The 25,924-nt window shown below is 55.2% G+C and carries 25 protein-coding genes; 17 read left to right on the plus strand and 8 right to left on the minus strand.

All coding sequences use genetic code 11. The features are described from left to right. Position 1: 1 nt before the first annotated feature. Genes P2T68_RS24940 through P2T68_RS24965 form a run of 6 tightly spaced genes read left to right on the plus strand, consistent with a single transcriptional unit; the run spans position 2 to position 6,501 of the window. Positions 2 to 415 (plus strand): TIGR03750 family conjugal transfer protein, encoded by a 414-nt coding sequence (locus P2T68_RS24940; RefSeq protein ID WP_014338742.1) that lies wholly within the window; start codon positions 2 to 4, stop codon positions 413 to 415. Continuing rightward, entirely contained in the window at positions 412 to 1,053 is a 642-nt protein-coding gene (locus tag P2T68_RS24945; RefSeq protein ID WP_014338741.1) for a PFL_4703 family integrating conjugative element protein, read from the plus strand. Before P2T68_RS24940 ends, P2T68_RS24945 begins: the two co-directional genes overlap by 4 nt. Beyond that, positions 1,050 to 1,862 (plus strand): TIGR03749 family integrating conjugative element protein, encoded by an 813-nt coding sequence (locus P2T68_RS24950; RefSeq protein WP_126587186.1) that lies wholly within the window; start codon positions 1,050 to 1,052, stop codon positions 1,860 to 1,862. Before P2T68_RS24945 ends, P2T68_RS24950 begins: the two co-directional genes overlap by 4 nt. Next, a complete protein-coding gene (locus tag P2T68_RS24955; protein ID WP_126587185.1) occupies positions 1,852 to 3,369 on the plus strand; it encodes a TIGR03752 family integrating conjugative element protein in 1,518 nt (505 codons plus the stop codon). Before P2T68_RS24950 ends, P2T68_RS24955 begins: the two co-directional genes overlap by 11 nt. Then, complete coding sequence (locus tag P2T68_RS24960) at positions 3,332 to 3,748, plus strand: TIGR03751 family conjugal transfer lipoprotein (RefSeq protein WP_041475984.1); 417 nt, start codon at positions 3,332 to 3,334, stop codon at positions 3,746 to 3,748. The genes P2T68_RS24955 and P2T68_RS24960 overlap by 38 nt, the downstream gene beginning before the upstream one ends. After that, the gene (locus P2T68_RS24965; RefSeq protein ID WP_126587184.1) at positions 3,748 to 6,501 is read left to right on the plus strand and encodes a conjugative transfer ATPase; all 2,754 of its coding nucleotides are present in this window, start codon (positions 3,748 to 3,750) and stop codon (positions 6,499 to 6,501) included. Before P2T68_RS24960 ends, P2T68_RS24965 begins: the two co-directional genes overlap by 1 nt. Before the next feature lie 41 nt (positions 6,502 to 6,542). Here P2T68_RS24965 and P2T68_RS24970 read toward each other — a convergent pair whose 3' ends face one another. Further along, positions 6,543 to 6,800: a LasR-specific antiactivator QslA gene (locus P2T68_RS24970; RefSeq protein ID WP_126587183.1), complete on the minus strand. Its 258-nt coding sequence runs from the start codon at positions 6,798 to 6,800 to the stop codon at positions 6,543 to 6,545. Between the two features lie 157 nt (positions 6,801 to 6,957). Between P2T68_RS24970 and P2T68_RS24975 the strand changes: the two genes are divergently transcribed. The 5 genes from P2T68_RS24975 to P2T68_RS24995 all read left to right on the plus strand — a co-directional run bounded on the left by P2T68_RS24975 (position 6,958) and on the right by P2T68_RS24995 (position 11,542). Then, positions 6,958 to 7,212, plus strand: a complete 255-nt coding sequence (locus P2T68_RS24975; RefSeq protein WP_046062023.1) for a helix-turn-helix transcriptional regulator — start codon at positions 6,958 to 6,960, stop codon at positions 7,210 to 7,212. Positions 7,213 to 7,327: 115 nt separating this feature from the next. Beyond that, positions 7,328 to 8,284, plus strand: a complete 957-nt coding sequence (locus P2T68_RS24980; protein ID WP_126587182.1) for a TIGR03756 family integrating conjugative element protein — start codon at positions 7,328 to 7,330, stop codon at positions 8,282 to 8,284. Further along, on the plus strand, positions 8,281 to 9,663 hold the full coding sequence (locus tag P2T68_RS24985; RefSeq protein ID WP_212799524.1) for an integrating conjugative element protein: 1,383 nt from the start codon (positions 8,281 to 8,283) through the stop codon (positions 9,661 to 9,663). The genes P2T68_RS24980 and P2T68_RS24985 overlap by 4 nt, the downstream gene beginning before the upstream one ends. Positions 9,664 to 9,666: 3 nt before the next feature. Continuing rightward, positions 9,667 to 9,975, plus strand: coding sequence for a hypothetical protein (locus P2T68_RS24990; protein ID WP_277378434.1), 309 nt, complete (start codon positions 9,667 to 9,669; stop codon positions 9,973 to 9,975). Between the two features lie 10 nt (positions 9,976 to 9,985). After that, positions 9,986 to 11,542 (plus strand): conjugal transfer protein TraG N-terminal domain-containing protein, encoded by a 1,557-nt coding sequence (locus P2T68_RS24995; RefSeq protein ID WP_126587180.1) that lies wholly within the window; start codon positions 9,986 to 9,988, stop codon positions 11,540 to 11,542. A gap of 9 nt (positions 11,543 to 11,551) precedes the next feature. Here P2T68_RS24995 and P2T68_RS25000 read toward each other — a convergent pair whose 3' ends face one another. Then, complete coding sequence (locus P2T68_RS25000) at positions 11,552 to 11,917, minus strand: DUF3742 family protein (RefSeq protein ID WP_126587179.1); 366 nt, start codon at positions 11,915 to 11,917, stop codon at positions 11,552 to 11,554. Between the two features lie 448 nt (positions 11,918 to 12,365). Here P2T68_RS25000 and P2T68_RS25005 point away from each other — a divergent pair, with 448 nt between their 5' ends. Next, positions 12,366 to 12,695 (plus strand): hypothetical protein, encoded by a 330-nt coding sequence (locus P2T68_RS25005; protein ID WP_126587178.1) that lies wholly within the window; start codon positions 12,366 to 12,368, stop codon positions 12,693 to 12,695. Positions 12,696 to 12,808: 113 nt separating this feature from the next. Continuing rightward, positions 12,809 to 13,771 (plus strand): zincin-like metallopeptidase domain-containing protein, encoded by a 963-nt coding sequence (locus P2T68_RS25010; protein WP_212799523.1) that lies wholly within the window; start codon positions 12,809 to 12,811, stop codon positions 13,769 to 13,771. Positions 13,772 to 13,905: 134 nt separating this feature from the next. On the opposite strand, the gene P2T68_RS25015 is transcribed toward P2T68_RS25010, so the two are convergent. Then, complete coding sequence (locus tag P2T68_RS25015; protein ID WP_027912535.1) at positions 13,906 to 14,100, minus strand: hypothetical protein; 195 nt, start codon at positions 14,098 to 14,100, stop codon at positions 13,906 to 13,908. 231 nt (positions 14,101 to 14,331) lie between these two features. Here P2T68_RS25015 and mobH point away from each other — a divergent pair, with 231 nt between their 5' ends. Beyond that, positions 14,332 to 16,056 (plus strand): MobH family relaxase, encoded by a 1,725-nt coding sequence (gene mobH / locus P2T68_RS25020; RefSeq protein ID WP_102617440.1) that lies wholly within the window; start codon positions 14,332 to 14,334, stop codon positions 16,054 to 16,056. Positions 16,057 to 16,668: 612 nt separating this feature from the next. On the opposite strand, the gene P2T68_RS25025 is transcribed toward mobH, so the two are convergent. Next, positions 16,669 to 17,646 (minus strand): IS5 family transposase, encoded by a 978-nt coding sequence (locus tag P2T68_RS25025; RefSeq protein WP_033902000.1) that lies wholly within the window; start codon positions 17,644 to 17,646, stop codon positions 16,669 to 16,671. A gap of 34 nt (positions 17,647 to 17,680) precedes the next feature. Between P2T68_RS25025 and P2T68_RS25030 the strand changes: the two genes are divergently transcribed. The 3 genes from P2T68_RS25030 to P2T68_RS25040 all read left to right on the plus strand — a co-directional run bounded on the left by P2T68_RS25030 (position 17,681) and on the right by P2T68_RS25040 (position 20,825). After that, positions 17,681 to 17,878 (plus strand): hypothetical protein, encoded by a 198-nt coding sequence (locus tag P2T68_RS25030; protein ID WP_277379773.1) that lies wholly within the window; start codon positions 17,681 to 17,683, stop codon positions 17,876 to 17,878. A 324-nt stretch (positions 17,879 to 18,202) separates the two neighbouring features. Beyond that, the gene (locus P2T68_RS25035; RefSeq protein ID WP_212799522.1) at positions 18,203 to 19,801 is read left to right on the plus strand and encodes an AAA family ATPase; all 1,599 of its coding nucleotides are present in this window, start codon (positions 18,203 to 18,205) and stop codon (positions 19,799 to 19,801) included. A gap of 1 nt (position 19,802) precedes the next feature. Continuing rightward, positions 19,803 to 20,825, plus strand: a complete 1,023-nt coding sequence (locus P2T68_RS25040) for a hypothetical protein (protein WP_041475976.1) — start codon at positions 19,803 to 19,805, stop codon at positions 20,823 to 20,825. Between the two features lie 457 nt (positions 20,826 to 21,282). On the opposite strand, the gene P2T68_RS25045 is transcribed toward P2T68_RS25040, so the two are convergent. From P2T68_RS25045 to P2T68_RS25060, 4 genes are all read right to left on the minus strand, one after another. After that, a complete protein-coding gene (locus P2T68_RS25045; protein ID WP_019818564.1) occupies positions 21,283 to 22,311 on the minus strand; it encodes an IS30 family transposase in 1,029 nt (342 codons plus the stop codon). Between the two features lie 466 nt (positions 22,312 to 22,777). Continuing rightward, positions 22,778 to 23,761 (minus strand): DUF4113 domain-containing protein, encoded by a 984-nt coding sequence (locus P2T68_RS25050; protein ID WP_256580865.1) that lies wholly within the window; start codon positions 23,759 to 23,761, stop codon positions 22,778 to 22,780. A gap of 136 nt (positions 23,762 to 23,897) precedes the next feature. Next, positions 23,898 to 24,032, minus strand: a complete 135-nt coding sequence (locus tag P2T68_RS25055) for a DUF4113 domain-containing protein (protein ID WP_277379774.1) — start codon at positions 24,030 to 24,032, stop codon at positions 23,898 to 23,900. Positions 24,033 to 24,188: 156 nt separating this feature from the next. Further along, positions 24,189 to 25,562 carry an IS1182 family transposase gene (locus P2T68_RS25060; RefSeq protein WP_042910153.1) on the minus strand — a complete coding sequence of 458 codons (1,374 nt, stop codon included), beginning with the start codon at positions 25,560 to 25,562 and terminating at the stop codon, positions 24,189 to 24,191. Between the last annotated feature and the right edge of the window lie 362 nt (positions 25,563 to 25,924).

The raw sequence follows: 25,924 nt of genomic DNA on the forward strand, positions 1-25,924 counted from the left end.
CATGAACGACACTATTGAACGTCTTGCCGACGGCACCTTGATCTTTCTGCCTGAGCGACTCAATCGTGACCCTGCTGTATTACGCGGTTTGACCAATGATGAGATGTGGGTAGCGCTCGGTGCCGGCGCAGTCATTGGCCTGGTGCTGGGTGTTCCTCTGGCGATTGCCACCTCCTCCATTGCCGTGGCGCCAACCAGCATGATCGCAGGCATGGCGGTAGTGTTATTGGCCGGTGGGGCGCTACTGCGTCGGGCCAAACGAGCCCGCCCCGAGACCTGGTTATACCGCAAAATCGAATGGGTCCTCGCCAGCCGTTGGCGCCTGGGTCGCGGAAGTTTGATCCTTCACTCCGGCGCCTGGACGGTTCGCCGCTCGCGTCGGCTGCGCCCTGCTCTGTCCCGGTGGCAGCGATGAGCCGCTTTCGAAACAAGGTCGATGCCCAACAGGCGCATATCTTCAGCCTGCGTTTGGCGGTAATGATCCTTGCCCTGGTCTGTGCCGGGCTCTGGTACGGCTGGCGTTCGGCACCGACCGATCTGACCGTGCATGTACCACCAGATCTGCGCTCGGGCAGCACTCGCAAGTGGTGGGATATCCCCTCAGAAAATATCTATGCCTTTGCCCTGTATATCTTTGGTCAGCTAAACCGCTGGCCCTCGGATGGCGAGCAGGATTATCGCCGCGCCATCTATGGCTTGCAGTCCTACCTGACACCTGCCTGCAAAGCCTTCCTCGACGGCGACTACGAATACCGCAAGGCCGCCGGTGAACTGCGCCAGCGAGTGCGCGGGGTCTACGAAATTCTGGGCCGCGGTTACAGCGAAGATCCGGAACTCAGGGTCAAGCAACTCGACCGCGACAGCTGGCTGGTCACCCTCGACCTCAACGCTGATGAATATTACGCCGCGGAACCGGTGAAACGGGTGGTGGTGCGCTATCCACTACGCGTGGTGCGGTTCGACCTCGATCCCGAACACAACAAGTGGGGACTGGCGCTGGATTGTTATCAAGGCACGCCACAAAAAATCGCTCTGCCTGGAGGTGATTCATGAAGCGGATTTCTACCCCGGCGCTCACCATCGCATTGATGCTATGGGGAGTTGCAGCGCAGGCCGTCGAGTTGATGCGCTGGGAACGCCTCCCTCTCGCGGTCCCACTGGTGATCAATCAGGAGCGGGTGGTCTTTGTCGATGAGGCTGTTCGCGTCGGAGTGCCCTCAACCCTGACGGGCAAGCTGCGCGTGCAATCAACTGGCGGCACGCTGTACCTGCGGGCGTCGGAGGCCATCGCCCCGACCCGCCTACAGCTGCAATCTGTCGCGACGGGAGAGATCATCCTCTTGGACATTGCGGCCACGCCTGGCGATCAACCGCTGGAACCCGTGCGTATTCTTAAGAATGCTCAGGAGCAGCCTACCGAGGCTGAATCCAGCACCGTCCCTGTTCCAGAACGTACGCCAATCCCAGTCGCTTTGACACGCTACGCCGCGCAAAGCCTGTATGCGCCGCTACGCACCGTGGAGTCCCTGCCCGGCGTACGCCGCGTCCCGCTCAAGCTGCGCACCGAACTGCCAACCCTGCTGCCGATCGAACACGTGTCCAGCACGCCCATCGCCGCCTGGCGACTCGGTGATTACTGGGTGACGGCCGTGAAGCTGCGCAATCGTGGTTCAGAGACGGTGCAACTCGATCCACGTCGACTCCAGGCCAAGCTATTCGCCGCGGCTTTCCAGCATGCTTTCCTCGGACCTGTCGGCAGCGCTGAAGACACCACGATCGCCTACCTTGTCACCCGCAGTGTCGGCCTTGAGCAAGCCGTGCTGTTCCCGGCCGTTTCGCGAGGTGCTGGCGATGAAAGCTAACGCCTTGCTCAAATGGCTGGTACCGGCTGCGCTGCTGGGCGTGGTGTTGATTATCCTGAAAACTTGGGTCGGGGGTGGCAGCAGTTCCTCTCCAGAGAAGTCGGTTGATCAAGGCAATCTTCAGCTATCCGCCGAGCAAGCCAAGTCGCTCGGTATTGCGGGCGATACCCCCCGCGATACGGTCGCCACCCTGGTCGGCCAGGTGAAGGCCATGCGCAGCGACATGCTCGGTTTGAAGAAACACAACGATTCGCTGCAGACGGAAAACAACCGCCTGCGCGAGCGGGAAAACAATGTTGATTCGCGTATCCAGACGGCGCTTGGCAGCGTGACTCAACAGGTCGACGAAGGTCGACGACAAGCCAACGAGGCTCGACTCAAAGCGGAACAAGACAGTCGCCAGGCCCGTGGTCTGCTGACGCAATTGCAGGAGCAGCTGTCAGGGCTGACCGGCAAAGACAAGGATATGCCTATCGGACTGGGGCTTGAGCCGGGCGACGGCTCCCAGTTCGAACGGCAGCATCCTGCCAATGATGCACTGCTGTGGATTGAGCCCTCGGATGCTCTGTCCACCGCCCCCCAGGGCAGAACCAAGACCGCGCCCACCCTGAGTCTGCCTACTGCCTTCAACACACTGGAGGGTTTGAAGGACAATGCCATCGACCGCAGCCAGAAGCAGTTACACGAGGTCACCAAGGGTGAACATGACCTGACACGCTCCGCTGATCGTACCGAAGGCGCGAAGCCGGTCTACACCATTCCCGAAAACGCAACATTGATGGGTTCGGTCGCCATGACCGCGCTGATCGGCCGAGTCCCAGTCGACGGCACCGTGAATGATCCCTATCCCTTCAAAGTACTGGTGGGCCCCGAGAACCTGACCGCCAACGGCATCGAGCTGCCGGACGTCGCGGGGGCCGTTATGAGCGGCACGGCATCCGGTGACTGGACCCTGTCGTGCGTACGCGGACAGGTCGAGTCAATCACCTTTGTGTTTACTGACGGCACCATCCGCACGATGCCTCCGCCGAAGGCAGTGGCCAGCCGCAATGCCTCCACCACCCAGAGCTCGAACACCGACAAGATTCGTGGCGGACTCGGTTACCTATCCGATCCATATGGCATCCCGTGCATTGCCGGCGAACGCCGCTCAAACGCTCAACAGTACCTCGGCAGCCAGAGTTTGATCACTGCCGCCGGCGCCAGTGTCGCCGCCTTGCTCGGGGATGAGCAGAACAACAGCAGCGTCATCAGTTCGGGCGGCAGTACGCTTGGGGTCACCAGCAGCAGTGGCAATAGCGCGCTGAATTCAATTCTCAGTGGTGGGGTCAGCGACATCCGCGGGTGGATCAACAAATTGTATGGCGAGACCTTTGCTGCCGTGTACGTGCCACCGGCCGCCCAAGTCGCGCTGCACCTCGACCATGAAATCACCATCGACTACGAGCCCAAGGGCCGGAGCGTACGCCATGAAAAAATCCACGTTTCCCTGCCTGACCTGGATTAGCGTGTTTTCCTTGGTCCTCACAGGGTGCTCCACCGACAAGGAGACGCTGCTGCCCCATGGCGAGCAAACCATGATGGATATCTGGAATGGCGCCGGTTCGCAAGGCACTCAGCAGCAACTGCTGGATGCTCGGCAGCAGCTACGCCGTCCGCTGGCTCAGGCAGATTCCTCCGCGTCTCTTCAAGAACCGTATACGCGCACCGCGGCGAACGAGATCCACAATCTGTTCCCTCGCCTGCCCAATCCCGATCTGGTGCTGTACGTGTATCCGCATTTGAGTGGTACCGAGCAGGCACCGGTCCCGGGGTACTCAACCATCTTTCCGTTCTACCAACGGGTGCAGTACGCATTACCGGGTGAACGTCAGGAAGACTTATAGTGCCTACCGGTGACTCGGGTGAGGGCTCTTCTGCGTGGAAAGCCTGGCGCCACCCATTGCGCCCTCGTGCCACCTTGGCCGATGAGGCCGCATTGTATGCGCACCACCCCAGCTTCACCGATCACCTGCCATGGGTCGAATACCTCGACACCGAACAGTGTTTTCTGCTGGATGACAATCGCTCGGTGGGTGCGGTGTTCGAGTTGCTGCCCATCGGCACCGAAGGGCGCGAACCTGATTGGCTGATGGCGGCCCGCGATGCCCTTGAAGACGCCCTACAGGATAGCTTTGACGAGCTGGATCAAGCGCCTTGGGTGGCGCAGTTTTTCTGCCAGGACGATAACGACTTCACCCCCTACCTGACCCGGCTCACCGATTATATTCAGGACAGCGCACGAGGCACCGTCTTCACCCAGGCGTATTTGGCGCTCAGCCGCCATCATCTGAAGGCCATCGTCAAGCCCGGTGGTTTGTTTGAGGATAAGGTGGTGACGCGCCTGCCCTGGCGTGGCAATAACCGACGGGTGCGCCTGGTGGTCTATCGCTGGTTTGAGTCTGACGCTGATGAGACGGGACTCACCCCAGTGCAATCCCTGCAACAGGCTTGCGAACGTATCAGTGCTTCCTTGCAGGCGTGCGGCGTGCAATCGACACGAGTCGATGGCCGAGGTTTGTATGCCTGGTTGTTGCCCTGGTTCAATCCGGCACCCAAGCTCACCGATGAAGCGCCCGAAGAATTCTACCGCCGCGTGGCCTATCCAGAGTCGAGCGAAGATGAGTCACTGGAACTGCCCTTCGATCACGACTTTGCCGAGCGGCTGTTCTTCAACGAACCGCGTTCGGATGTGCAGCACGGACTCTGGTTTTTCGACGATCAGCCCCACCGGGTGATGGTGGTGGACAAACTGCGGCGGGCACCGTCGATTGGTCAACTCACCGGGGAAGCCCGCAAGGGTGACGCGGTGAATGCGCTGTTTGACCAGTTGCCTGAAGGCACAGTGATGAGCCTGACTCTAGTGATCAAGCCGCAGGACATGCTCGAGGAGCAGTTAAACCGCCTAGCGCGCAAATCCATAGGAGAAAACCTGGCCTCAACCCAGACCCGCCAGGATGTTGAAGAGGCTCGCGCGATCATTGGCCGCCAGCACAAGCTGTACCGGGGCACACTGGCGTTTTACGTGCGCGGTCACGATGAGCAGCAATTGCATCAGCGCTCGGTCAGCCTGGCCAGCGCACTGCTGGGTGCGGGGCTGCAACCGGTAGGCGAAGGCGATGAGGTCGCCGCCTGCAACAGTTACCTGCGTTGGCTACCAATGGCTTACAACCCGGCCCGCGACACGCGCAACTGGTACACGCGCCTGATGTTTGCCCAGCACCTGGCGAATCTGCTCCCGGTATGGGGCCGCAGTACAGGTACCGGCCACCCGGGCATCACCCTGTTCAATCGTGGTGGCTCGCCGTTGAGCTTTGATCCATTGTCACGCCTAGATCGGGCCATGAACGGCCATCTGCTGTTGTTCGGCCCCACCGGCGCCGGCAAGTCGGCCACCCTGGTCACCCTACTGATGCAGGTCATGGCCGTGTACCGCCCTCGCCTGTTTATCGTCGAGGCCGGCAACTCATTCGGCTTGCAGGGTGATTACTTCGCAACTCAGGGCTTGTCGGTCAATAAGGTCCAATTAAAACCTGGCGCCTCGGTCAGTCTCGCCCCGTTCGCCGATGCCTGGCGCCTGGTCGAGCAACCGGATCAGGTGGCGAGTCTGTCGATTGATGAGCTGGACGATGAGGCGGCAGCAAGTCGAGAAGACCAACGCGATGTTCTTGGCGAACTGGAAATCACCGCCCGGCTGATGATCACCGGCGGCGAGGCTAAGGAAGAGGCGCGCCTGAGTCGAGCCGATCGCAGCTTAATCCGCGAGTGCATTCTCGATGCGGCACAGACCTGTGTCGCGTCGTGTCGACAGGTATTGACCCACGATGTGCGCGACGCGTTGCTGCGCGTCGCCGCCGACACGCACTTGCCGGAGAAGCGTCGTGAGCGTGCCCAGGAAATGGGTGAATCCATCGACCTGTTTTGCCAGGGTTTCGAGGGTGAACTGTTCGATCGCGAAGGCACACCTTGGCCCGAAAGCGATGTGACCATTGTCGATCTCGCCACTTACGCTCGCGAAGGCTACGAGGCCCAGATGTCCATCAGCTACATCAGCCTGATGAACACCGTGAACAACCTGGCCGAGCGCGACCAGTACCTGGGCCGACCAATCATCATGGTCACTGACGAGGGCCATATCATCACCAAAAACCCGCTGCTGGCGCCATTCGTGGTCAAGGGAACCAAGATGTGGCGCAAGCTCGGAGCCTGGTTCTGGCTGGCGACGCAAAACCTTGCCGACTTTCCTTCCGCCGCGCAGACCATGCTGAACATGATCGAATGGTGGATTTGTTTGAACATGCCGCCCGCGGAAAGCGAAGAAATAGCACGCTTCAAGAAGCTCACGCCTGCACAGAAATCTTTGTTGCTCTCAGCTAGCAAAGAACCGGGGAAATATACCGAGGGAGTAGTGCTGTCGAAAAAGCTCGAAACGCTGTTTCGAGCAGTGCCGCCCAGCCTTTACCTCGCCCTGGCCATGACGGAACCCGAGGAAAAAGCAGAGCGCTGGACATTGATGCAGAACATTGGCTGCTCGGAGTTGGAAGCCGCTTACCGGGTAGCTGAACGGATCGATAGAGCGCGAGGCATAGAATCCGCATAGGGAAATCTACTCAAATATCGCGCTCTAAAGCAAGCGGCCGGTTACTGCGATGCGCCTCGAAGCCGCTGCTGAATCCTCAACAAGAATCCGGCTTCAAAAGCATCTTGGCAGTCACCGATAGGAAAGGTCTTGCGTGTTTGGGCCAGCTCCCACCACAGTGGAGTCTCGCCGGGAGTACCGAGCCAAGCCTGGGCGCATTGCACGCCGCGTTCGATCATAGGCGCAAATTCGCTGCCCCACGGCGTCAGAAGGCTCGGGCAACCATCCGCCGCCGGAATTGAAACGTAATTTTCGTCCATAGACACCTTAGCTTTCGATTATTTATTAATGCTCGGTCTGTTCCAAGCAGCATAGAAACAAAACTGACACTCGGCTTAAGCATCAAAAAGCCTGAATCAGAGCAAATGTAGACTATATCCCGTGGATTGAGAGTCCCTCAAGGCGCAGTTTGCGCGCATGACTCAAGACTACGAACAGCTCCGTCTGCAACTCGCGGAAAACATCCGCTCGATGCGACGCGTGAAGAACCTTACCCAGGAGCAATTGGCGCTCATGGCCGAGGTGGATCGTACCTACGTGAGCCAAATCGAGCGAGGGGTAGGCAACCCGTCGTTATTGGTCCTCTGCAAACTCGCCAACATTTTCGAGATCAAAACGGATCAGCTGCTCATCGAGTCTGACGCGCTTGCTCGTACGCTGAGCGCTGAATGACCCTCTGCTCATCTAGAAGGTCGCTGTAAACCGACTATCCTGCTTTCGGCTTTCTCACTGACACCCTTCTTTCGATCATTGAACCTGTCCAGGCCATACACCCAGAGCCTGGATCATGTCTGCTGCCTGCCCGTATATTTCGCCCCAGAAGTTACATCCTTTGTTGCTGAGCATTCTGCTGGCATCCGGGTCAAGCGTGGCGCTGGAAACGGGCAGCATTACCGCCTCCGTGCTTTCTCCAGACTGCCTCGAGTACAGGGTCGTCGGCATCTGCTTCTGGTTGCTCTGCACCCCTTTTGGCTGCACGGTTAAAACCTCAACCAAGGTTCGTCACTTCATTCCTGAACTGGTGGTCTCGAGCTATACCACCACCGGCAGCAATCCGTGGACCGAGATGGCCGCTCTCTCCTACCCCATCAGCGGTGCGGAAGGTGGCGGTAACCTGATCACGCCGAACACTCAGCGCGATAACCTGCCTCGTTTCAAAAATGTTGATGGCATTGGCCATCCCGGCGGCTGGGCCGCCACGCAACTTGCCTCGCAATCCGGCTACGCCTGCGCCAGCGGCGCCACTGCGTTCGTGCCCTACTATCTGAGCACTTTGGACTCACTGGCCTGGCGTCATGGCATCCCAGAAAGCTTTTACCCCGAGTCGCTCGCGCCCGGGATCCGTGAAATCGGTCGTCAGCTCGCAGGAAACATGTGGGGCAGCGTCTATCCCCGGCAAGGATTTTTGGTGCAACCCGACGACTTCAAAGCCGCTGCGGTGATGGCGCAGCGAGCGGGTGACGTCATTACCCGCAACTGGCAACCGCACGTGTATGTCCCGCTCACACCCGTACCACGCGATGGTTATTGGCCGCCTGGCCCAATCGTTGAAAACGACGCTTCGACCCACAAATGGCAATTGCTCTCCCCCGTGGTTCAACCCACATGCGCCATCTTCCCCAACGATCCGGTGCAGAGCGCGGATGGCGGCTATGCCTGGTCGCTGTGGCGTCCCTATAGCTGCTGCAAGCGTGAGGGACAGACCTTCCTGTTCAGCATCGACTTCGAAGGTGGTGCTTCATGAGTCGGCTTCTTGCAGAATCATGGTTAAGCCCGATGACTTTGTTGCTCTGCGGACTGCTCGCAATAGCCACGCATGCCCACGCCGCCGAGGACGATTACCGCTTAAGCACCCAAGGCGAAGTGCTCGACGATCGGGTGATGTACACCATCGGTGGCGGCTCGGCAGCGGGCTCGCCGAGCTCGCTCTATCGCCCCAACGGGCTCGGTGTCGGCGGATCCTGGCAGGCGAACATGATGTGCGGAAACATGAGCCTCACCAACACCCTGCAAAACCAGTTGAACGGCGTCACCGAAGGGTTCCAGCAGATCATGGGCAGCATTGTGCAGAACGCGACCCAAGCAGTAATGTCGCTGCCGGCGTTGATCATCCAGCGTGCCAACCCGGGTCTCTATGAGTTGTTGAGCAACGGAGTGATGCAGGGGCGTATCGACTTCGACCGTTCCAAGCTGACCTGCCAGGCCATGGCTGAGAAGATGGCGGACAAGGTCGGTCAAGCCGGCTGGGGCGCATTGGCCAAGAACCAGGAAATGCAGGGCAACCTCGAACAAACCGACGGTGATGCGGTGGCTGCGGTGAAAAACACCGAGGCCCGTAACGGCAACAATGGGGTGTCTTGGGTCGGCGGGCAGAAGGCTGGAGGTAGCGGACAAACACCCATCCGGGCAACCTCCGATGTGGTGCGCGCGGGTTATAACCTGCTGCATAACCGCGCAGTGGATGACAACACCTCGATCAGTAACAGTGATTGCCTGGGCGGCGCTATTTGCCAGGCATGGACCTCACCGCAAGAGGAGTCCGAATGGGCTGTTCGCGTGTTGGGCGAGACCGAAGTCGCGACCTGCGACACCTGCGAGACTCTGCGGGCTACCGCAGGCAGCGGACTGACGCCGCTGATCCAGGAGGCCTACAGTGAACACCTCAAAACCCTGCAAGGCTTACTGTCCGGATCTCTGCCGCCGAACCCTGACAATCTGAGCAAAGCCTCCAGCCCGATGCTGCCGGTGACTCGTGGTGTGATCGAAGCCCTGCGCGACGATCCTGATCAGGAACTCCTGGCGCGGCGCCTGGCCAGTGAGACGGCCCTGTCCAGCGTACTCGACAAAGCGCTCCTGCTATTGCGCACGCTGCTGGCAGGCAGCCACGAACCTAACATCGCTTCCGCCGAACCGGCCCAAACGGCCTTGACGAAAAACATCGACACACTGGAGCGCGAGATACGCCTGCTACAAACCGAGTTGCAGGTCCGGCAGATGCTCACAACCAATACCGCCAGCCTAGTGCTCGATCGACATGCCGGAGGTGCCGATGCGTCGCGCACCGTCGAGCAAGGCGACCCCGAACCTGGCCGACTCAACGACGCTGATGCCAGGCGCAAGTGAGCCATGAAACGCTCACTGCTATTCACTTTGCTTTCCAGTCTAGGGATCGCCGCAGGGATGATCCTGACCGCCGCACTGAGCGCCTGGATCGGCTGCACTGCGCTGGGCAGTTTCGGGGGCTGGCAGCAAGCCTTGGAATCGATACGGCCTTATCTGCGGTGGTGGCGTGTCCTGCTCTACGGCGTCCTCTTTGCACTCTGGTGGGACCTGCTGAGGCGCTACCGACATCGACCACAGGACCGACTGCGCGTGAAACGCGCCGGGACATTAGGGCTCTTGCTCTTTACCTGCGTCGAGCTCACTCGATTGTGAGGTCACCACCATGCTCATGAGCACTAACAGCTACCTGGAGTTTTACCTCTCCCTGCTGGCATGGATCATCAACAACGGTATCTGGAACGTCCTGTCCGATACTGGCCTGTTCGCAGCTCCCTTTGGTGCAATCATCTTGCAAGAATGGTTGTCGGCCCGTCAGCAAGGCGCGGATGAAGGCAACAAAGGATTGCTCTCGGTACCTCGAATCGAGAACCGGCTTTGGTTGGCCTACATCGTCGTATTGTTCGGCTGTGCGCCGGTCTTTCCGCTAAACCTCGCGTCTATGGCGTTCGATGATGCGGCGAGTCAGCGCTGCGGCATCAGTGTGGCCAAACCGACGGAAACCGCCTGGGGGACGACCTTCAATACTATCGGCGAACGCTCCGCCAACGTACCGATCTGGTGGTTTCTGGTACACGCCTTGAGCAAAGGCGTGACCGCAGCGGCCACCGCCTCCATCCCCTGCGCACCGGACATCCGACAGATGCGCATGGAGATCGACAGTTCGCGCATTGATAACCAAGTGTTGTTACAGGAAGTCGCCGATTTTACTCGCGACTGTTACGGCTATTCCCGCTCTCGGCTCTTCACCAATCGTCCACAGCTGGACAAGGCTCAAAGTCATGATGCGTCTTGGATCGGCTCAAGCTATTTTCTCGACGCTCCGGGCTACTACGACACAGATCACTCACGGACACCACGAGTCAGCTGGCCCTATGATGAAACCCGCGATATTACCTTGCCACGGTTGGAGAATGGCGCGGGCTACCCCACTTGCAAACAATGGTGGAGTGACAGCGGTATCGGGTTGCGAGCACGATTGGTCGAGCAAGTTGACCCTTCGCTGCTGACTCAGCTGAAAGGCTGGTTGACTGGTCGCTCAAGCAACGAGATCGAGGATGCCACACTGCGCGAACTGGTCAGCCCGCGCCAACAATCGATGTCCATGTCGCCCGGACAGGTGTTCCAGGACTATGGCTCCAGTGCTCGCGGTGGGTCGATCAATCAGGGGCTCAATAACCTGGCCACCAACACTGGGCTGGCCCTTGGCTCGTTCAGCAACTTCCCGGCAATAAATGCACTACGCGCTGCCCTGCCGATGGTGCAGGCTTTCCTGATCATGGGTGTCATCATCAGCTTGCCGCTGATCCTTCTGGTCAGTACCTACCAATTGAAGACCGTCATGACGGCGACGTTCGCGCTGTTCACGCTGCACATGCTGACCTTCTGGTGGGAGTTGGCCCGCTGGGTCGACTCCAGCATGCTCGATACCTTGTACAACCAAGTCTCGGCGTCCAATCAGGTGCTGTTGTCGCTGCCGACATCCGGTTTTATGGATGGAACCGTCACGGCACAAGTGATTGAGTATGTGATGGGGGCGATGTTCATCGTACTGCCGATGGTCTTTCTAGCCGCAATGAGCTGGGCTGGGTATAGCGTAGGTTCAGGTGTAGAAGGAATGCTCAGCCGGGGAACCCAGGCTGCGCAGACAGCGAGTTCTAACGGGACCTCTCAGTTGATGAGCGGAGCAAGAATAGTTTCAGGTAAATCGGGCTCAAAATAACCAGGGAGGTTACTTCAGTGAACCCCATTTATCGTACCGCTCAGGCCAAGACGCTCTGTGAATTGGATCATTGATATCATCAATATCTGGAGTGTCTGAATCTTGAACTGAGATAGCCGCTAATGCGACGAATGTGCACACCAGCAGAAACAACCAAAAGCTAACAAAAAGAAGTGCACCGAACAGGGCCACCTGGGCAAGCAGAAAGATCCCGCGAATGAGTAAATTACCCGCAGGCAAACCTGCCGTCACTGCACGCTTGGCCACACGAGACTCAAACCCTTTCAAGCTGCGATAACCACGTTTGGCGAACATACCGCATGCATATGCCCAGCGGTGTGTGCGGGAGATTTGAAGTGGCTGCTGAGCCGGCATGATTGCGCCCTCTTCTGAGCGTACTCCTGTGGAAATCGAGATTACAGCCTACTACTGAAAACCGCCCATGCTTAACCGTTTATCAGCTTATTCGGTCGAAAACTCTTCACTGGAAGACAGAAGACGCACCTCGTACAACAGCGCCTCTAAGGCCGTTGACCCATCCAAATCATCCAGCTACATAGAGGATACGGATCGCTGTTATCGACAGCACCTTCCCAGGTAGCCAGAGTCTTTGAGGCTACGTCACTCCAGTGATGGTTCCCCCAAGTGCGATTAGCGTTCGGTGGCTCGCACGGTCACGTTTCACGGTGATGAACGCCTACTGCTCTCCCGAGCGTCTTTCAAGCTCGGCTCGTCCTAACCCCTCTTATTTTTCTTCAACCCACCGCGGGGAATTCTTTCCCCTATGGGACAGGTTTCTTCGCGCTATCAACGGAGGCATACCATGTCCGACTCACTCACACCCGAAGCACTGAACAATCTGCACTTGCCCGTTGTGTTCACTCCAGACGCGTGGCAACGCGCAGTACTGCTCGACGGTTCAAATCATCCTGAAAAACTGCAATTCGATAGGCTGAGCAACGTGGTACGCGCAGCCTTCAAAGCTCACTTGGCCGATCCAAACGCGCCCTACGTGGTGTTCGAGGTAGCCAAAATTGGCTCAACACGTGACGCAAACCATGAACCGTTGCTGCAACTGAGCCTCAGCCTGCTTCAGGCACCGGAGCAGCCTGACGCCTTATTGATAGCGCTTGCGGGAGAGCAGCAACGCTGAACGCATACACACTCAGACTGCGCGCAGTCCTGCATCAATCCAACCCAACACCCACCGGGGAACCCCTCCCCGACGGGCAAGGCGTTCCTCCGTTTTCTCTCGAGGAAAATGCCATGCGTAATATCTACCAAGACGTGACTAACAAAATCGTTGCCGCGTTAGACCAAGGCGTAATCCCCTGGATCAGGCCCTGGTCCTCAAGTGGTTCAACTGACGTCGGTCATCACCAACCCTATCCCATTAACGCCATCACGCAGCGTCCCTATTCAGGCATTAATTTACCGTTGCTCTGGGCCGAGGCCAGGTTGCAGGGGTTCACTCAAGATCGCTGGCTGACCTTCAACCAAGCCAAAAAAGCCGGCGGACACATCCGTAAGGGTGAGCACAGCATTCTGGCAGTGCTCTACAAGCCGATGGAGCGCGAGGAACAGACCGAATCAGGCCACCCCGTACTTGATGAAAACGGTCAGCCCAAGGTCGCTCACTTTGGCATTCTCAGGACGCACTTTCTGTTCAACATCGAGCAAACGGAGGGGCTCGAAACGCACAACGAAACTTTGCTCCAGACGGAACCGAGCGATCCCTTCTTCCCCAACGCTGCTGCGGAAAGTTTGTTGCTAAGTTCGGGCGCAAATATCATTCATCGATTTGCCGACGAAGCCTTTTACCACCCGATCAGGGATCTCATCCAACTGCCGACAAAATCGCAATTCCACGATCAAGGTGGATACTACGCCACTGCACTTCACGAGCTGACGCACTGGACCGGACATCACTCTCGATTGCAGCGCGAAGGCGTGACCTCTCCGTGTCCATTTGGCTCGCCAGGCTATGCATTTGAAGAGTTGATCGCCGAAATGGGCGCCGCTTTTTTATGTGCCTACGCCGGTATACGGGGAGAGCTTCGGCACGAGGGCTATATCGACTCCTGGCTCGGCCTGCTCAAGGCTGACAACCGCGCGATTTTCCGCGCCAGTGGCCAGGCCCGATGCGCTTCGGAGTATGTGCTCAACCTGGAGCAGCAACGGAAGCAGACGGTAATGGATGACTCGCGATGCATGAAAGATGGAGCTTGATCGTCACCTCACCGCTGCAAACGCTTCATAGGGTCCAACACGAGTTGGACCCTTTTTCTATGCCCAGAAAAATCCCCACAGTGCGGAGTTCTGACGCAAAGAACATGAGGTAATCCCGTAACCCCAGTTCGCCGTTACGTATCCAGATTCTCAGCCAGGTAATCCACCAGCTCAAGTGGACTTCGGCTATCGATCACCTTGTAGATCAGATCACGTTTGCTGCGCGGTAGCTTCTTGACCACGCTCTTCGCCGAGGCCCTGACGGCTTCGTCTGTTCCATGGATACGTGCCGCGAGCAGCAGTATGAGCGTTGCGTCCGTGAGGTTCATGGCAAGACCCGATAAAATTCGCACCGCAGTGTACCGACACTTTCCTTTTTCGTACCAGCATGCGCATCCAACAAAACGGCACCAGGACAAATCAATATTCCGATTGCCGCACAAAGGGAAACGCGTCAAAAGGGCCGGTAAGGATTGGAAGGGAATGGGGAGTCAAGGGTAAGAGCCCTATCCGAAAAGGCTAAAAGGCCACTGACTCTGCCAGTTCCCGGGAGGACCATGATGCTCAGTCTGTTTCGGCACAAAAGGCAAAAGCCTCCTCCGCCACCAACCGTAAACGTCGCCGATGGGTACCGGTTCATCGAATCGTCCCAGAGCTTGTTAGCAGCCGAGCATCGCCGCCAATTGCTTGATCGCATTTGGCAGTACACCGCCCTCTCCCATCCGCAATTCAGCCAGCTCTATTTAAATCCGATCCATCGATACGCCGAGCTGGTCCAGCAGCTTCCAGCCAGCGAGACGCACCACCATGCTTATCTTGGCGGCATGCTAGACCATGGGTTGGAACTGGTCGCTTGTAGTTTGAAATTACGTCAGTCGTATCTGCTTCCCACCGGCGCCGCACCTGAAGACCAAGCCGCCCAGACTGACGCTTGGTCCGCTGGCATCGCCTATGGCGCGTTGCTCCATGACATCGGCAAGATCGCCGTGGACCTGCTGGTTGAGCGCCAAGATGGCCGTGTCTGGCATCCTTGGCAGGGATCCCTGGATCAGCCCTACCGTTTCCGTTATATCAAGGGTCGTGACTACCACCTGCACGGCGCGGCTGCAGGATTGCTCTACACCCGAATTCTCGACCGCACAATCCTCGATTGGCTCAGTGGATTTCCATCGCTCTGGGCCAGTCTGCTTTATGTCCTGGCGGGCCAGTACGAACGTGCCGGCGTGCTCGGTGAGTTGGTGATGCAGGCCGACCGCGTTTCTACTGCGCAGAATATCGGTGGTAATCCGAGCAAGGCACTGCAGGCACCGACTCATTCGCTGCAACATCACTTAATCAGCGGACTGCGTCATCTGGTTCAGCACGAACTGAAACTCAACCAGCCAGGTGCCGCGGGATGGCTGACCCAGGACGCACTCTGGCTCGTCAGTAAGACGGTCACGGACAGGCTACGAGCCTATCTGCTGTCGCAATCGATTGAGGGCATTCCCTCGTCCAATCTCGCGGTGTTTGACGAGCTGCAATCGCATGGATTGGTGGAGTCCACACCGGAAGGCAAAGCCATCTGGACCGCGCTTGTGGCACAGGGAAATTGGCAGCAGAGTTTCACCTTTCTGCGCCTTCAACCGGCGCTGATTTGGGGGAACGAAGACCGGCCCGAGGCTTTCAGCGGAACGGTGAGCATTGCAGCCCATGACCACTCAACTGACACCCAGATACCAACACCAGCGCCTGAGACAGCCAGTGCAGGATCAGCTCAAAGCCAACCGCAGCCGGATCCCATGGTACTAAAGGATGGCGATTACCTCGGCACGCTGCTGGACATGTTCGAGTTGGAAAAGCCTGAGGCCAGTGACGCACTGCCAGAAAGTGCTATCGAAATTTCAACGCTTCAATCGGATAACCCAGGCCAGGCATTCCTGAATTGGGTCAAGGAAGGCATTCTGAGCCACAAACTGATCATCAACGACAGCAAGGCCAAAATCCACACGGTGGATGGCAGCGTATTTCTGGTCACGCCTGGTCTCTTCCAACGCTATGCGCAGGAGTTTCCAGGCGTTTCGCAGGGTTCAGATCAGGAGATTGAGGCATGGCGCTGGGTGCAAAAGCAGTTCGAGAAGCTGAGGGTTCATAGGAAGCGAGACAATGGTCTAAACATCTGGACATGCCACGTGCAAGGTCCAAGGAAGAAAACCGTCCTCAAGGGATATCTGATTGAGGAACCGAAGCTACTTTTTGAATTAATTCCGCCCGACAATCCCTTCCTTAAAATCGAAAAAAACTGAACATCCTGCCCATTGATGGGTTCGAAACGCAGAGTTGGCCCCTGGAGAACCCTCGCTGCTTGATCGCCCCATTATCCGTCCTAGCGGGCTTTGCGTCCAATGATGGATTGGAACTGCTAACTCTACAGGCCTTGTAATACGAGCCCTGTAGAGCATCATAAAAAACCCCGTACCACTTTCGTACCATCATCTTTCACCACATTTAGGCCCTGCCCTTTTCGCCGGCTGTAGCGGCTCCACGACGGAGTTCGATTTTTTTGCCTTTTGATCCTATCTAAACATTCGTCTACCGGATTTAATCGGGCTACGCTTCTGACTGCTCCATAGCAGATTTTAAGCTATCGCTTTGTGGTTTCTCTTACCGGCACTGCCGTTGCTATGCTTGAGTTTTCTGAAAAAGGGGGTGATCAATGTCAGGGAGCTACTCGCTGCCGGATGTGCTGGATAGGATCTATCACAATCAGCTAGGGAAGGTCTGAAGTAAGCAGCCGTTTTTAACGGCCTCGCTGTCTGAGGTTCAAAAAACACCGACTTAATCGAAAATCAGACCTTTCCTCCTGTCAGTTCACTGTTTTTTGCGGAATAGCACCTTTTCAGGGCTCATTGTCCACATCACAGGCGCACCTCGCCTGCATTCAACAGTCGTTTTCGCATCATCCACAGGTTCGATAAGGCAAACAGTGTGGTCTGCTGCGCGGTGTTTTTCACCAAGCCTCGGAAGCGGACTTTCGTATAACCAAACTGGCGCTTGATCACCCTGAATGGATGCTCAACCTTGGCCCGGACTTGAGCTTTCGCGTATTCGATTTTGCGGCGCATGCGACCGATCAGGCTCTTTTTTGCATGCTTCTTATAGCTGCTGGGGCGCGCTGCGATCGACCAGATCATCTGGCGATGTTGATGCTCCGCACGCTTCTCCACGCCGGTGTAACCGGCATCGCCAGAGACGTAAGTTTCCTCGCCATGCAGCAACTGATCGACCTGAGTCACGTCCGCCACATTCGCCGCCGTGCCCACCACGCTATGTACCAGACCGGATTCAACATCGACACCGATGTGCGATTTCATCCCGAAATAGTACTGATTTCCTTTCTTTGTCTGGTGCATTTCGGGGTCGCGTTTACCGTCCTTGTTCTTGGTCGAACTGGGCGCATGAATGATCGTCGCATCGACCACAGTTCCCTGACGCAGCAGCAAACCTCGGTCGCCCAAATAGCCGTTGATGACCTGCAAAATCCCACCGGCCAGCTCATGTTTTTCCAACAGCCGGCGGAAGTTGAGGATCGTGGTTTCATCCGGAATCCGATCCAAATGCAGCCCGGCAAACTGGCGCAGAATCGTGGTTTCGTAGAGGGACTCTTCCATCGCCGGATCGCTGTAGCCGAACCAGTTTTGCATCAGATGAACCCGCAGCATGGCCATCAACGGATACGCCGGACGACCGCCTTCACCCTTCGGATAATGCGGCTCGATCAACGCAATCAGGCCTTTCCAGGGCACGACCTGATCCATCTCAATCAGGAAACGCTCACGGCGGGTCTGCTTACGTTTGCCTGCGTACTCGGCATCAGCGAAAGACATTTGCTTCATCGGGGCTCAACCGTTCAGTTCGTGGGACAGCCGTATCTCACCAGATTTGGAAGTCTTTTTCAGAGTTTCCCTAGCCTTGGAGGCTGCCGTAATGGACCTTACGTTGTGGGTGGAGCAGCAAGGCTGCTCGGTTGTAGGCAATAATGTTCGTGGGGCACTCGAGGAGATTGGCGAAAATGCAGGCCATATCAAACAAGGCTTGGCACGGCTTAAGAGTAAAGGTCTTGGCTAGGTTTCAGTGAACAGGGCGGGAACTGACTATCGCCTCTCCTACCGATAGGGGCCCTTATGCTTGATATTCTGGCTTGGGGGCATTGGCCTTGACTCGGCCAAGCTTTGTGAATGATATTCAGGTATCGTCTGGCTTCGAATAGGCTGGACATTTCTAACCGTTCAAAGGATTGAATATTGAAAATGTATAGACCGAAATTTTATAGAGACTCGATAGGTTATACATCTCGAAAGAGTTCGAAAGCCATGTATGACTAGTTAAATATACAACTAAGTCAAAACCTTAATATAATCGTTATTCATCTGTCAATACAGGTCATAAACCTTGAGCCACGTCAACTCCTTCGGCGTTCGAAATCTTAGAAGCTTCGGCGCAGAAACCCAACTGATCCCGATAAAAAAAATCAATATTTTTGTTGGTCGAAACAGTTGTGGAAAAAGTACGTTTTTACGAACATATCCTCTACTCCGCCAATCTGTAGAATCAAACACTAGATCACCGATATTGTGGTATGGATCTTATGTAGACTTTGGAGATTTAACTACGGCAGTCCACGACGGCTCCACCAAGATCTATTTTGATTTCAACTGCGAGCTTGACATTGAAACAAATTATTCTGACAAATACTTGTATGAATCACAATTCTTCAACGCACTTACATCACTCACAAAAGAGACCTTACAAGTTAATACGGACATCTCGATAGGACTCGATCTTAGAACAGACAAACAGGTTCAATCTAACTCTGTAATAACAATCAACAATACTGAGATCGTTGTAAACTATTGCGCGGGACAGGTTCAGGACATGGTATGTACACAATACAGCCAAGACTCTGAAAAAAAACAACTTAACCAGCTGGCATTTTCTAATTTATATATAACATCAAAAGGCAGTATTCTCCCAACAAACATATACGGAATAAAAGATTCCACCGATGCACAAGGCAATATGGTGAAACAGCTGGACGAAGAAACCATTAAAAAAGGTGCCCAACAAGCGCTTTTAAGCTATCTAAAAAAATACACTTCTACAACAAAATCTCTCTCGCAAAAGCTCGAACAAATTAAGCTAGTAGAAATAAGAAAACTTGGAAGGGAACTGACTAAAATATTCCCCGCCGATAAAAAATTTCACATGCATTTGAAAGAACTACCTAACGAAATCCCAGAAACAGTTTTCTTCTATCTAATAATTCGCAACTTTCCTAGAATCCTAACCGCCGCAGATAAATCCTTTAAAGGACTATTCAGCGGAGTCAGATATTTAGGTCCAGTTCGTGCGTCCGCTGAGAGATTTTATAGACATCAAGATCTCGAAATTGGGGAAGTTGATCACAAAGGAGAAAATCTCCCGATGGTGATTAATTCGTTAGACGCTCGAATGAAGAAAAATCTGAGCAAATGGATTTCTGATAATTTCGGCTTTGAATTGGAACTTGAAGCGTCCGGCCTACATTATGAATTAAAAATAAAAGAAGAGCATGACGCAAAATTTCATAACATAAGCGATATGGGTTTTGGCTATTCTCAAATATTGCCAGTCATTGTATCCATATGGCTAGAAACGGTGGGAGCAGTGCCAAGACGGCACCTAGGCTTCACCGATGCAAACTCTCGAACCCTTGTGATTGAACAACCTGAGCTCCACCTGCACCCTGCTCTCCAATATCGATTCGGCCTAGCCATAGCGAAGGTAGTTAGCTTAGCTACAAATTTTGGTTTTAGAATCGTTATAGAAACCCATAGCAGTCAAATGATTGAAGCTATAGGAGAAAGCATCAGACGTGGAGTAATAGAAGATTCCGACATCAGCATCGCGCTCTTTGAAAAAAATAAAAATGACTGCACCGAGATAACAATGTCAGGTTTTGACGACGAAGGTTATCTGATGAATTGGCCTGCTGGTTTCCTGTCTGCCTAATATGATTATTATAATAGAAAAAATAGATGAAATAGAAAAACTTAACCATTCACAGGAGTCAGCATTAGAATGTTTACTCTGGGCCTATGGTCGTGGAAACCAAGTACTATGGATGCCAATAGATTTAATCGAAGCCCTCCTCAAAAAAACGTGTTTTAGTGATTACGCAAAGCGCGCGCTCGTGGATTTGAAGACGTTTTCAAGATTCTCGAAAAACCTGCTGATAACCGAATTCGATTTTCGAGTGGTCGTTGACTTCTCGAACAAACATAAACTCTTAAGTACCGAAAAACAATTGACCGTCGGATATGAAATCATTCTAGACGAAAAATTCTTGCTAGAGCCTGTGTTACTTACCGAAAATGAAATTGATGCAAAGGTCTATACTCTATTTGCTAAGGCAATTTTCTCCTCCCGGAAAAATCTGAACCTTGTATATGAGATAAATATTGAGCCACATGGGGGTGGAGGGTCCGACACAATTAAAACTTTTGAGCGGTTGCTAAGCGAAAGCAGGCTTTTCGTTTGCTTATTAGACAGTGACATAAAGCATCCAAAAGGACCACTAGGCGAAACAGCCAAACATTTCGCCCTCTACCCTAAGGGCCCGAATAGAAATTCCCGTTTAGAAATATTAAATGCACATGAAATTGAAAACTTAATACCTATCCCCATAATCGAACACTTATTTGCCAAGGAGTATCTTGGGCATTTATTTAAACATGCGAACCCTATAAAATTCAAAAAATACCCTGATCACAAAAATGGTTTCTTAGTGGAACAGGCAAAAAAACAAGACATGCATCATGGTGATACTTTCTGGAAAGATTTTTATCATCTAGGAGATCACACTTACATCTGCGCTAAGTTAAATAGCCTCACTGAGCAAACTAAGCAATTTCTTGAAAATACTTCCACGTATAAAATACAAGAGTTTCTGGACAAGGACGCGAACGAAGAGCTCTTCACGATATCGAATATCATTGCTAGTTGGGGTGTCAAACTCAGACGCCGATTATCCTAGGCCTCAAGTCTTCGGCTTTATGCCTACTCCTTACCTCGTTATCTGCTTCGCGGCTGATAACGAGGGCTCGGCTCCCTCTATTCGCTCCCCATTTCCAGGCTCACAGCGTGCCGATATGACGTGCGCGGGCTGGCGACTACTACCGAATGCTGTTGGTGACTGTGCACCAGGTTGTGTGCAAGAACTTGGACGCACCAAAGCTAGCGCCTTCCCCTTTACGCTTTTTGCGCTTTTAATGTTGACCCACGGGAAAGAGGTTAGGAGGGTAAGTTTTTTGCTAGGTGCTCTGGAAGGCTTGTTTGTTATGGCTTTTCAAAGGGTTGGCAAGGTTAGCTTTTTGGTTAGGTCTGGTTATTTACTAACCTTTATTAGTGTTAAATATTCAATAAATTAATCCCTTCAAAAATAGTAACTTATGAGTTACTAACGGCGGTTGCAGAAGCTGAGTGCAACACGGTTATTGATTTGAAGCTGGAGCATGATGCCGCATAGCCATGGCTTCCTGCATCACCTCGCCCATGACTTCGATCGGGCACTTGAAATCGAAGCGTTTACGGGGGCGCATATTCAGCTCCAAGGCGATGGCATTCAATTGCTCTTGACTGTGTACCGACAAGTCAGTCCCCTTGGGCAGGTACTGGCGGATCAGGCCGTTGATGTTTTCGTTGCTACCGCGCTGCCAGGGGCTGTGCGGGTCGCAGAAGTAAATAGCGACCCCTGTCTGCTGGGTGATTTCAGCATGCCGCGCCATCTCCCGGCCCTGGTCGTAGGTCATGCTCTTGCGCATCGCCAGCGGCATGCTGTTGAGCGCTGCACTGAAGCCCTCCATCGCCGAGGTCGCCGTTGCGTCGTTCATCTTCATCAGCATCAGGTAGCCACTGGTGCGCTCCACCAACGTGCCTACCGACGAGGCGTTGGCCTTACCCTTGATCAGGTCGCCCTCCCAATGCCCCGGCATCAGCCGGTCTTCGATCTCTGGCGGGCGAACATGAATGCTGACCATCTCAGGGATCTGGCCGCGCCGATCCACGCCACCAGAGCGCGGCCGGCGCGTCGTCTTGCCTTGGCGCAGGCAGACGATCAGCTCCTTGCGCAACTCGCCGACCGGCAAGGCATAGATCGCGTTATAGATCGTCTCACGACAGACGTAGGCATCTCTGAGGTTGGGTATGGTCATGCTGCGCAGCTTGCCGGCAATCTGCTCGGGAGACAAACGCTTACGCAGCATGTGGGCCACCAGTTCGAAGCGCTCGCTGCCCGGCACAAGCTTGCGCTTGGGGCGACAAACCTGGCGCCGAATGTTCATCTGTTGCTGGGCGCAGCGGGCCGAGTAAGCACCACTACTGCCTCGATTGCGCTTCAGCTCTCGGCTGATGGTCGAGGGCGACCTGTCAATCAGGCGAGCAATGCCGCGCAGGCTGAAGCCTTGAGCTTGACTGAGTTGAATGATGGCGCGCTCTTCGACGCTGAGTTCGGAATAGGACATAGGGGCAGCACCGTACCGGAAAGGTCAGGTGTTGCACTCAGTTTTCGCGGCCGCCAACCTTTAACCTAACCTAATCTAACCCCTCAAAGTTAGGTCTCAAGCCCAACAAACACGGGCCTACCAAGTCACATCACCCCCCCTTAAAAAAAACTAACCTTTTTCCCGAGGCACCTCTGAATTCAGCTATCTGTGCGTTCTTCTAAGCGTTGCGAAAAACATACACCTTCGCAGGGTTTCGCAGGTTTTTGCCCCCTCTAAAACGCCAAGCAAACGCCCGGCCTGCGCCGTCGTAAGCGGCCCGCAAGTCCGCGGAAAAAATGACCCATTTAGGCCGCAGGCGAGGTGGGGGGACGACGGCGCGCGCCAGGTGTGAAGCACGCCATTGCCAGCGCATTTCGCCCCATTTCGGTGCGCTTCCTTCGGGCGAAAAAAGCCGCCTCAATGGGCGGCTGGTGCAGGCATCAGTTCACCTACAGTGCACCTGCCAAAGCTGGTCCAGCTTGGTGGTGTAGCTCTGGCTCATCATGTCTCGTCGCATTCCCCAGTCCGGGTTGAGGGGCACACTGGCTGAGCGAAGCGTCCCCCTACCCCATCGACCGTTGACCTGGTCCAACACCGCCATCAGCTTCGTGGCGTCGGCAGGTTGGGAAGTGGCAAATAGATCGTCGGTGTACTCCCCCTGTTGACAGAGATTCATCAATAACACCTCGGCCTTGCTGTACTTGAAACCTGGCCGGAACACTCGGTCGAGCGCGTCCACCGCCGCCTTGGTCAGCAGCCGTACATCATCGGTGGGATACGGGAGGTCAATCAGTACACCATTGGCGTACTTCGCCTCCTCGGGGTTGAACATGCCGGTGCGGATGCTGACGCGGATCTTCTTGCACAGCGACTTCTGTGCCCTGAGCTTTTCCGAGGCGCGCATCATGTAGGTGGCCACCGCCTCCTTGATGGGTGCCAGCTCCGTGAGCCGCTTGCCAAACATCCGGCTACAGCAAATCTCCTGCTTCGGCGGGTCCGGCTCGTCCAGCTCCAGGCACGGCGTACCGCTCAGCTCCCGGGCGGTCTTCTCGATCACCACGCTGAACTTCTTGCGTAGCGTCCATGGGTCGGCCTTCGCCAGGTCCATCGCGGTCTTGATCCCCATGGCGTCCAGGTGAAGTTTCATCTTGCGACCGACGCCCCAGACCTCGGACACGTCGGTGTTGCGCAGAACCCAGTCACGCTTGAACGGGTCGCAGATATCGACCACACCGCCGGTTGCCACCTGAAGCCGTTTGGCGGTGTGATTTGCCAGCTTTGCCAGGGTTTTGGTGTGGGCGATCCCCACCCCAACAGGGATGCCTGTGCAGCGCAGTACCAGGCTGCGGATCTTCCGACCGAGGGCATCCCGGCCGTCGATGCCGGTCAGGTCTGCAAAGGCTTCGTCGATGTAAAGGAAAGATGTCAACCCATGGACATCGGTTTGAATGAATATTTGTGAGGGTTTAGATTAGGTATCCGATGTCCATAGACCACACGCATTTTTCACAGAAATTGATCATGTGGTGTCCATGGCACATACGCGAATTTTGTGGCGACAGAAACTAGCGTGACCAAGATGAGCCCGATCCAACAGCCCAAAGCTCATCCAATCTGGTTGGACAACTGGGGCTCTTAAGCCCTCTCCTCATACTCCATTCAGGTGATACAGGGACGCTGGCAGTCCGTAATCGACCGATTCTGTTGAAAAAGTCGGATTTTCAGTTCGCCTGAACTCAGGCACGGCTCCCCCCGGAGAACCTACTCACCACATTGAGTGGTTTCTCGGCCCTTCGTTGACCTTTGCTGCTCTGTTATTGGGTTAATTTGAGGTTTTTTGCTTCGTGCAGGCGCACCTATCCCGTGGCAGGTGGCCCTTGAGATGTGAGTTTGGCCAGTCGACGCAGGTTCTGTACCGCAGCCGCCAGCGTGAACTCATCGGTCGCGCCACTCATGCCACGTAGCCGCAAGCGATCCAATTTCAGGATGCGCTTGAGGTGGGCAAACAACATTTCGACCTTTTTACGTTCGTGGCGAGAGCGCTGATACGCCGGCGTTGCTGCAATGCGCCGAGCCACATCACGAGCGGCTTCATGGACGCTGCGAGCGATCTTGCGGAACGCCGTGTTCGGGCAGCACTTGGCTTTCATCGGACAGGAAACGCAGTCGGTCTGCCGGGATCGGAAGATGATGGTGTTGGCTTTGGTGACGTGCGAACGCTCATTCTTGAAGGCACGCCATTCGCTGCGCAAGGCATTGCCGGCTGGGCAGCGGTATTCCTCAGTCTCCTCATTCCAGTGGAAATCGTTGCTCGATAAACTGTCGTTCTTGCGCTCGGTTTTGTCCCATACCGGCACATGCGGCTCTATGTCTTTTTCCTCCACCATCCAGGCCAGCATCGGCGCGGTTCCGTAAGCGGTGTCGCCAATAAGGCGTTCCGGCTTGATGTCGAACTGCGCCTCGACCCGGTCGATCATGATCTTGGTGCTCTCGACCTCGGCCGTGCGATGAGCCGGTGTGGGTTCCACATCCACGATGACACCGTGCTCGGTATCGATCAGATAATTCGTGGAGTAAGCGTAGAACGCTGGGCCACCTGGAGCTGCGGTCCAGCGGGCTTGAGGATCAGTCAGCGATAGGCGCTTCGGTAGCGTTTCGGCCAGAGCCTCTTCATCGAGTGCCTCAAGATACTCACGCACGGCGCGGGTGCTCAGGGCCGGATCGCTCCAGTTGACCTGTTCATCGCCCGGTACACCGCGCTGCCGGCTGGCATCCGCTTTGATAATGCTGGCGTCCACGGCAAAGCCTTCGCCTTTGACCAACCCTGCATCCATGCAGCGACGCAGTACTTCATTGAACAACCAGCGGAACAGATCACTGTCCCGAAAACGGCCGTGTCGATTTTTGGAAAACGTCGAGTGATTGGGTACTTCATCTTCAAGGCTCAACCGGCAGAACCAGCGATACGCCAGGTTCAAATGGGCCTCTTCGCACAACCGCCGCTCGGAGCGGATGCCATAGCAGTAGCCCACGACCAGCATGCGGATCATCAGTTCAGGATCAATTGAAGGGCGCCCAATCGGGCTATAGAAATCAGCGAGGTAATGGCGCAGGTCGCTCAGATCGAGACACCGATCAATGCTGCGCAGAAGGTGATTGGCTGGGATGTGATCTTCAAGGTTGAAGGAGTAAAACAGTCGCTCCTGCCCACTCGATAACTGTCCCATCATGCTGTGTGATCCCCCTCCGGCCAATGAAGAGATTTTGCCGGAGGTCGGCCAGGGGAGCTACTTTTTCAACAGAATCGACCCAAGGCAGACATTCGTCTTGTGTCTCTCAATCGCTGGACCAAGGGACAATGTCGTCACGCAGAAACAAACAAGGCCGCACATGCGGCCTTGTTTTATTCAGGGTGTTACTCGTGTGAGTGTCCGTGCTCAGCGCTCTCGGAGGCTGCTCCTTTCTCACCGCCGCCGCATGCCGTCATCAGGCCAAGGAAACAGATCAGGAGCACCGAACGGATCAGCGTTGTTGGGGTTTTCATTGGGAGACTCTTCAAAAAACGGGTGAAATAAATGCTTTCGTTTAGGCT

The organism is Pseudomonas sp. G11, assembly GCF_029457515.1.
Classification (GTDB): Bacteria; Pseudomonadota; Gammaproteobacteria; order Pseudomonadales; family Pseudomonadaceae; genus Aquipseudomonas; species Aquipseudomonas gorinensis.

Coding starts and splice junctions, on each gene's coding strand:
- P2T68_RS24980 (WP_126587182.1), top strand. CDS start 7,328: ATGTCTGCTGCCTGCCCGTATATTTCGCCCCAGAAGTTACATCCTTTG.
- P2T68_RS25025 (WP_033902000.1), bottom strand. CDS start 17,646: ATGAAGCAAATGTCTTTCGCTGATGCCGAGTACGCAGGCAAACGTAAG.
- P2T68_RS24955 (WP_126587185.1), top strand. CDS start 1,852: ATGAAAGCTAACGCCTTGCTCAAATGGCTGGTACCGGCTGCGCTGCTG.
- P2T68_RS24945 (WP_014338741.1), top strand. CDS start 412: ATGAGCCGCTTTCGAAACAAGGTCGATGCCCAACAGGCGCATATCTTC.
- P2T68_RS25060 (WP_042910153.1), bottom strand. CDS start 25,562: ATGATGGGACAGTTATCGAGTGGGCAGGAGCGACTGTTTTACTCCTTC.
- P2T68_RS25010 (WP_212799523.1), top strand. CDS start 12,809: ATGCGTAATATCTACCAAGACGTGACTAACAAAATCGTTGCCGCGTTA.
- P2T68_RS24950 (WP_126587186.1), top strand. CDS start 1,050: ATGAAGCGGATTTCTACCCCGGCGCTCACCATCGCATTGATGCTATGG.
- P2T68_RS24985 (WP_212799524.1), top strand. CDS start 8,281: ATGAGTCGGCTTCTTGCAGAATCATGGTTAAGCCCGATGACTTTGTTG.
- P2T68_RS24940 (WP_014338742.1), top strand. CDS start 2: ATGAACGACACTATTGAACGTCTTGCCGACGGCACCTTGATCTTTCTG.
- P2T68_RS24995 (WP_126587180.1), top strand. CDS start 9,986: ATGCTCATGAGCACTAACAGCTACCTGGAGTTTTACCTCTCCCTGCTG.
- P2T68_RS25040 (WP_041475976.1), top strand. CDS start 19,803: ATGATTATTATAATAGAAAAAATAGATGAAATAGAAAAACTTAACCAT.
- P2T68_RS25000 (WP_126587179.1), bottom strand. CDS start 11,917: ATGCCGGCTCAGCAGCCACTTCAAATCTCCCGCACACACCGCTGGGCA.
- P2T68_RS24970 (WP_126587183.1), bottom strand. CDS start 6,800: ATGGACGAAAATTACGTTTCAATTCCGGCGGCGGATGGTTGCCCGAGC.
- P2T68_RS25005 (WP_126587178.1), top strand. CDS start 12,366: ATGTCCGACTCACTCACACCCGAAGCACTGAACAATCTGCACTTGCCC.
- P2T68_RS25045 (WP_019818564.1), bottom strand. CDS start 22,311: ATGTCCTATTCCGAACTCAGCGTCGAAGAGCGCGCCATCATTCAACTC.
- P2T68_RS24960 (WP_041475984.1), top strand. CDS start 3,332: ATGAAAAAATCCACGTTTCCCTGCCTGACCTGGATTAGCGTGTTTTCC.
- mobH (WP_102617440.1), top strand. CDS start 14,332: ATGCTCAGTCTGTTTCGGCACAAAAGGCAAAAGCCTCCTCCGCCACCA.
- P2T68_RS25015 (WP_027912535.1), bottom strand. CDS start 14,100: ATGAACCTCACGGACGCAACGCTCATACTGCTGCTCGCGGCACGTATC.
- P2T68_RS24990 (WP_277378434.1), top strand. CDS start 9,667: ATGAAACGCTCACTGCTATTCACTTTGCTTTCCAGTCTAGGGATCGCC.
- P2T68_RS24975 (WP_046062023.1), top strand. CDS start 6,958: ATGACTCAAGACTACGAACAGCTCCGTCTGCAACTCGCGGAAAACATC.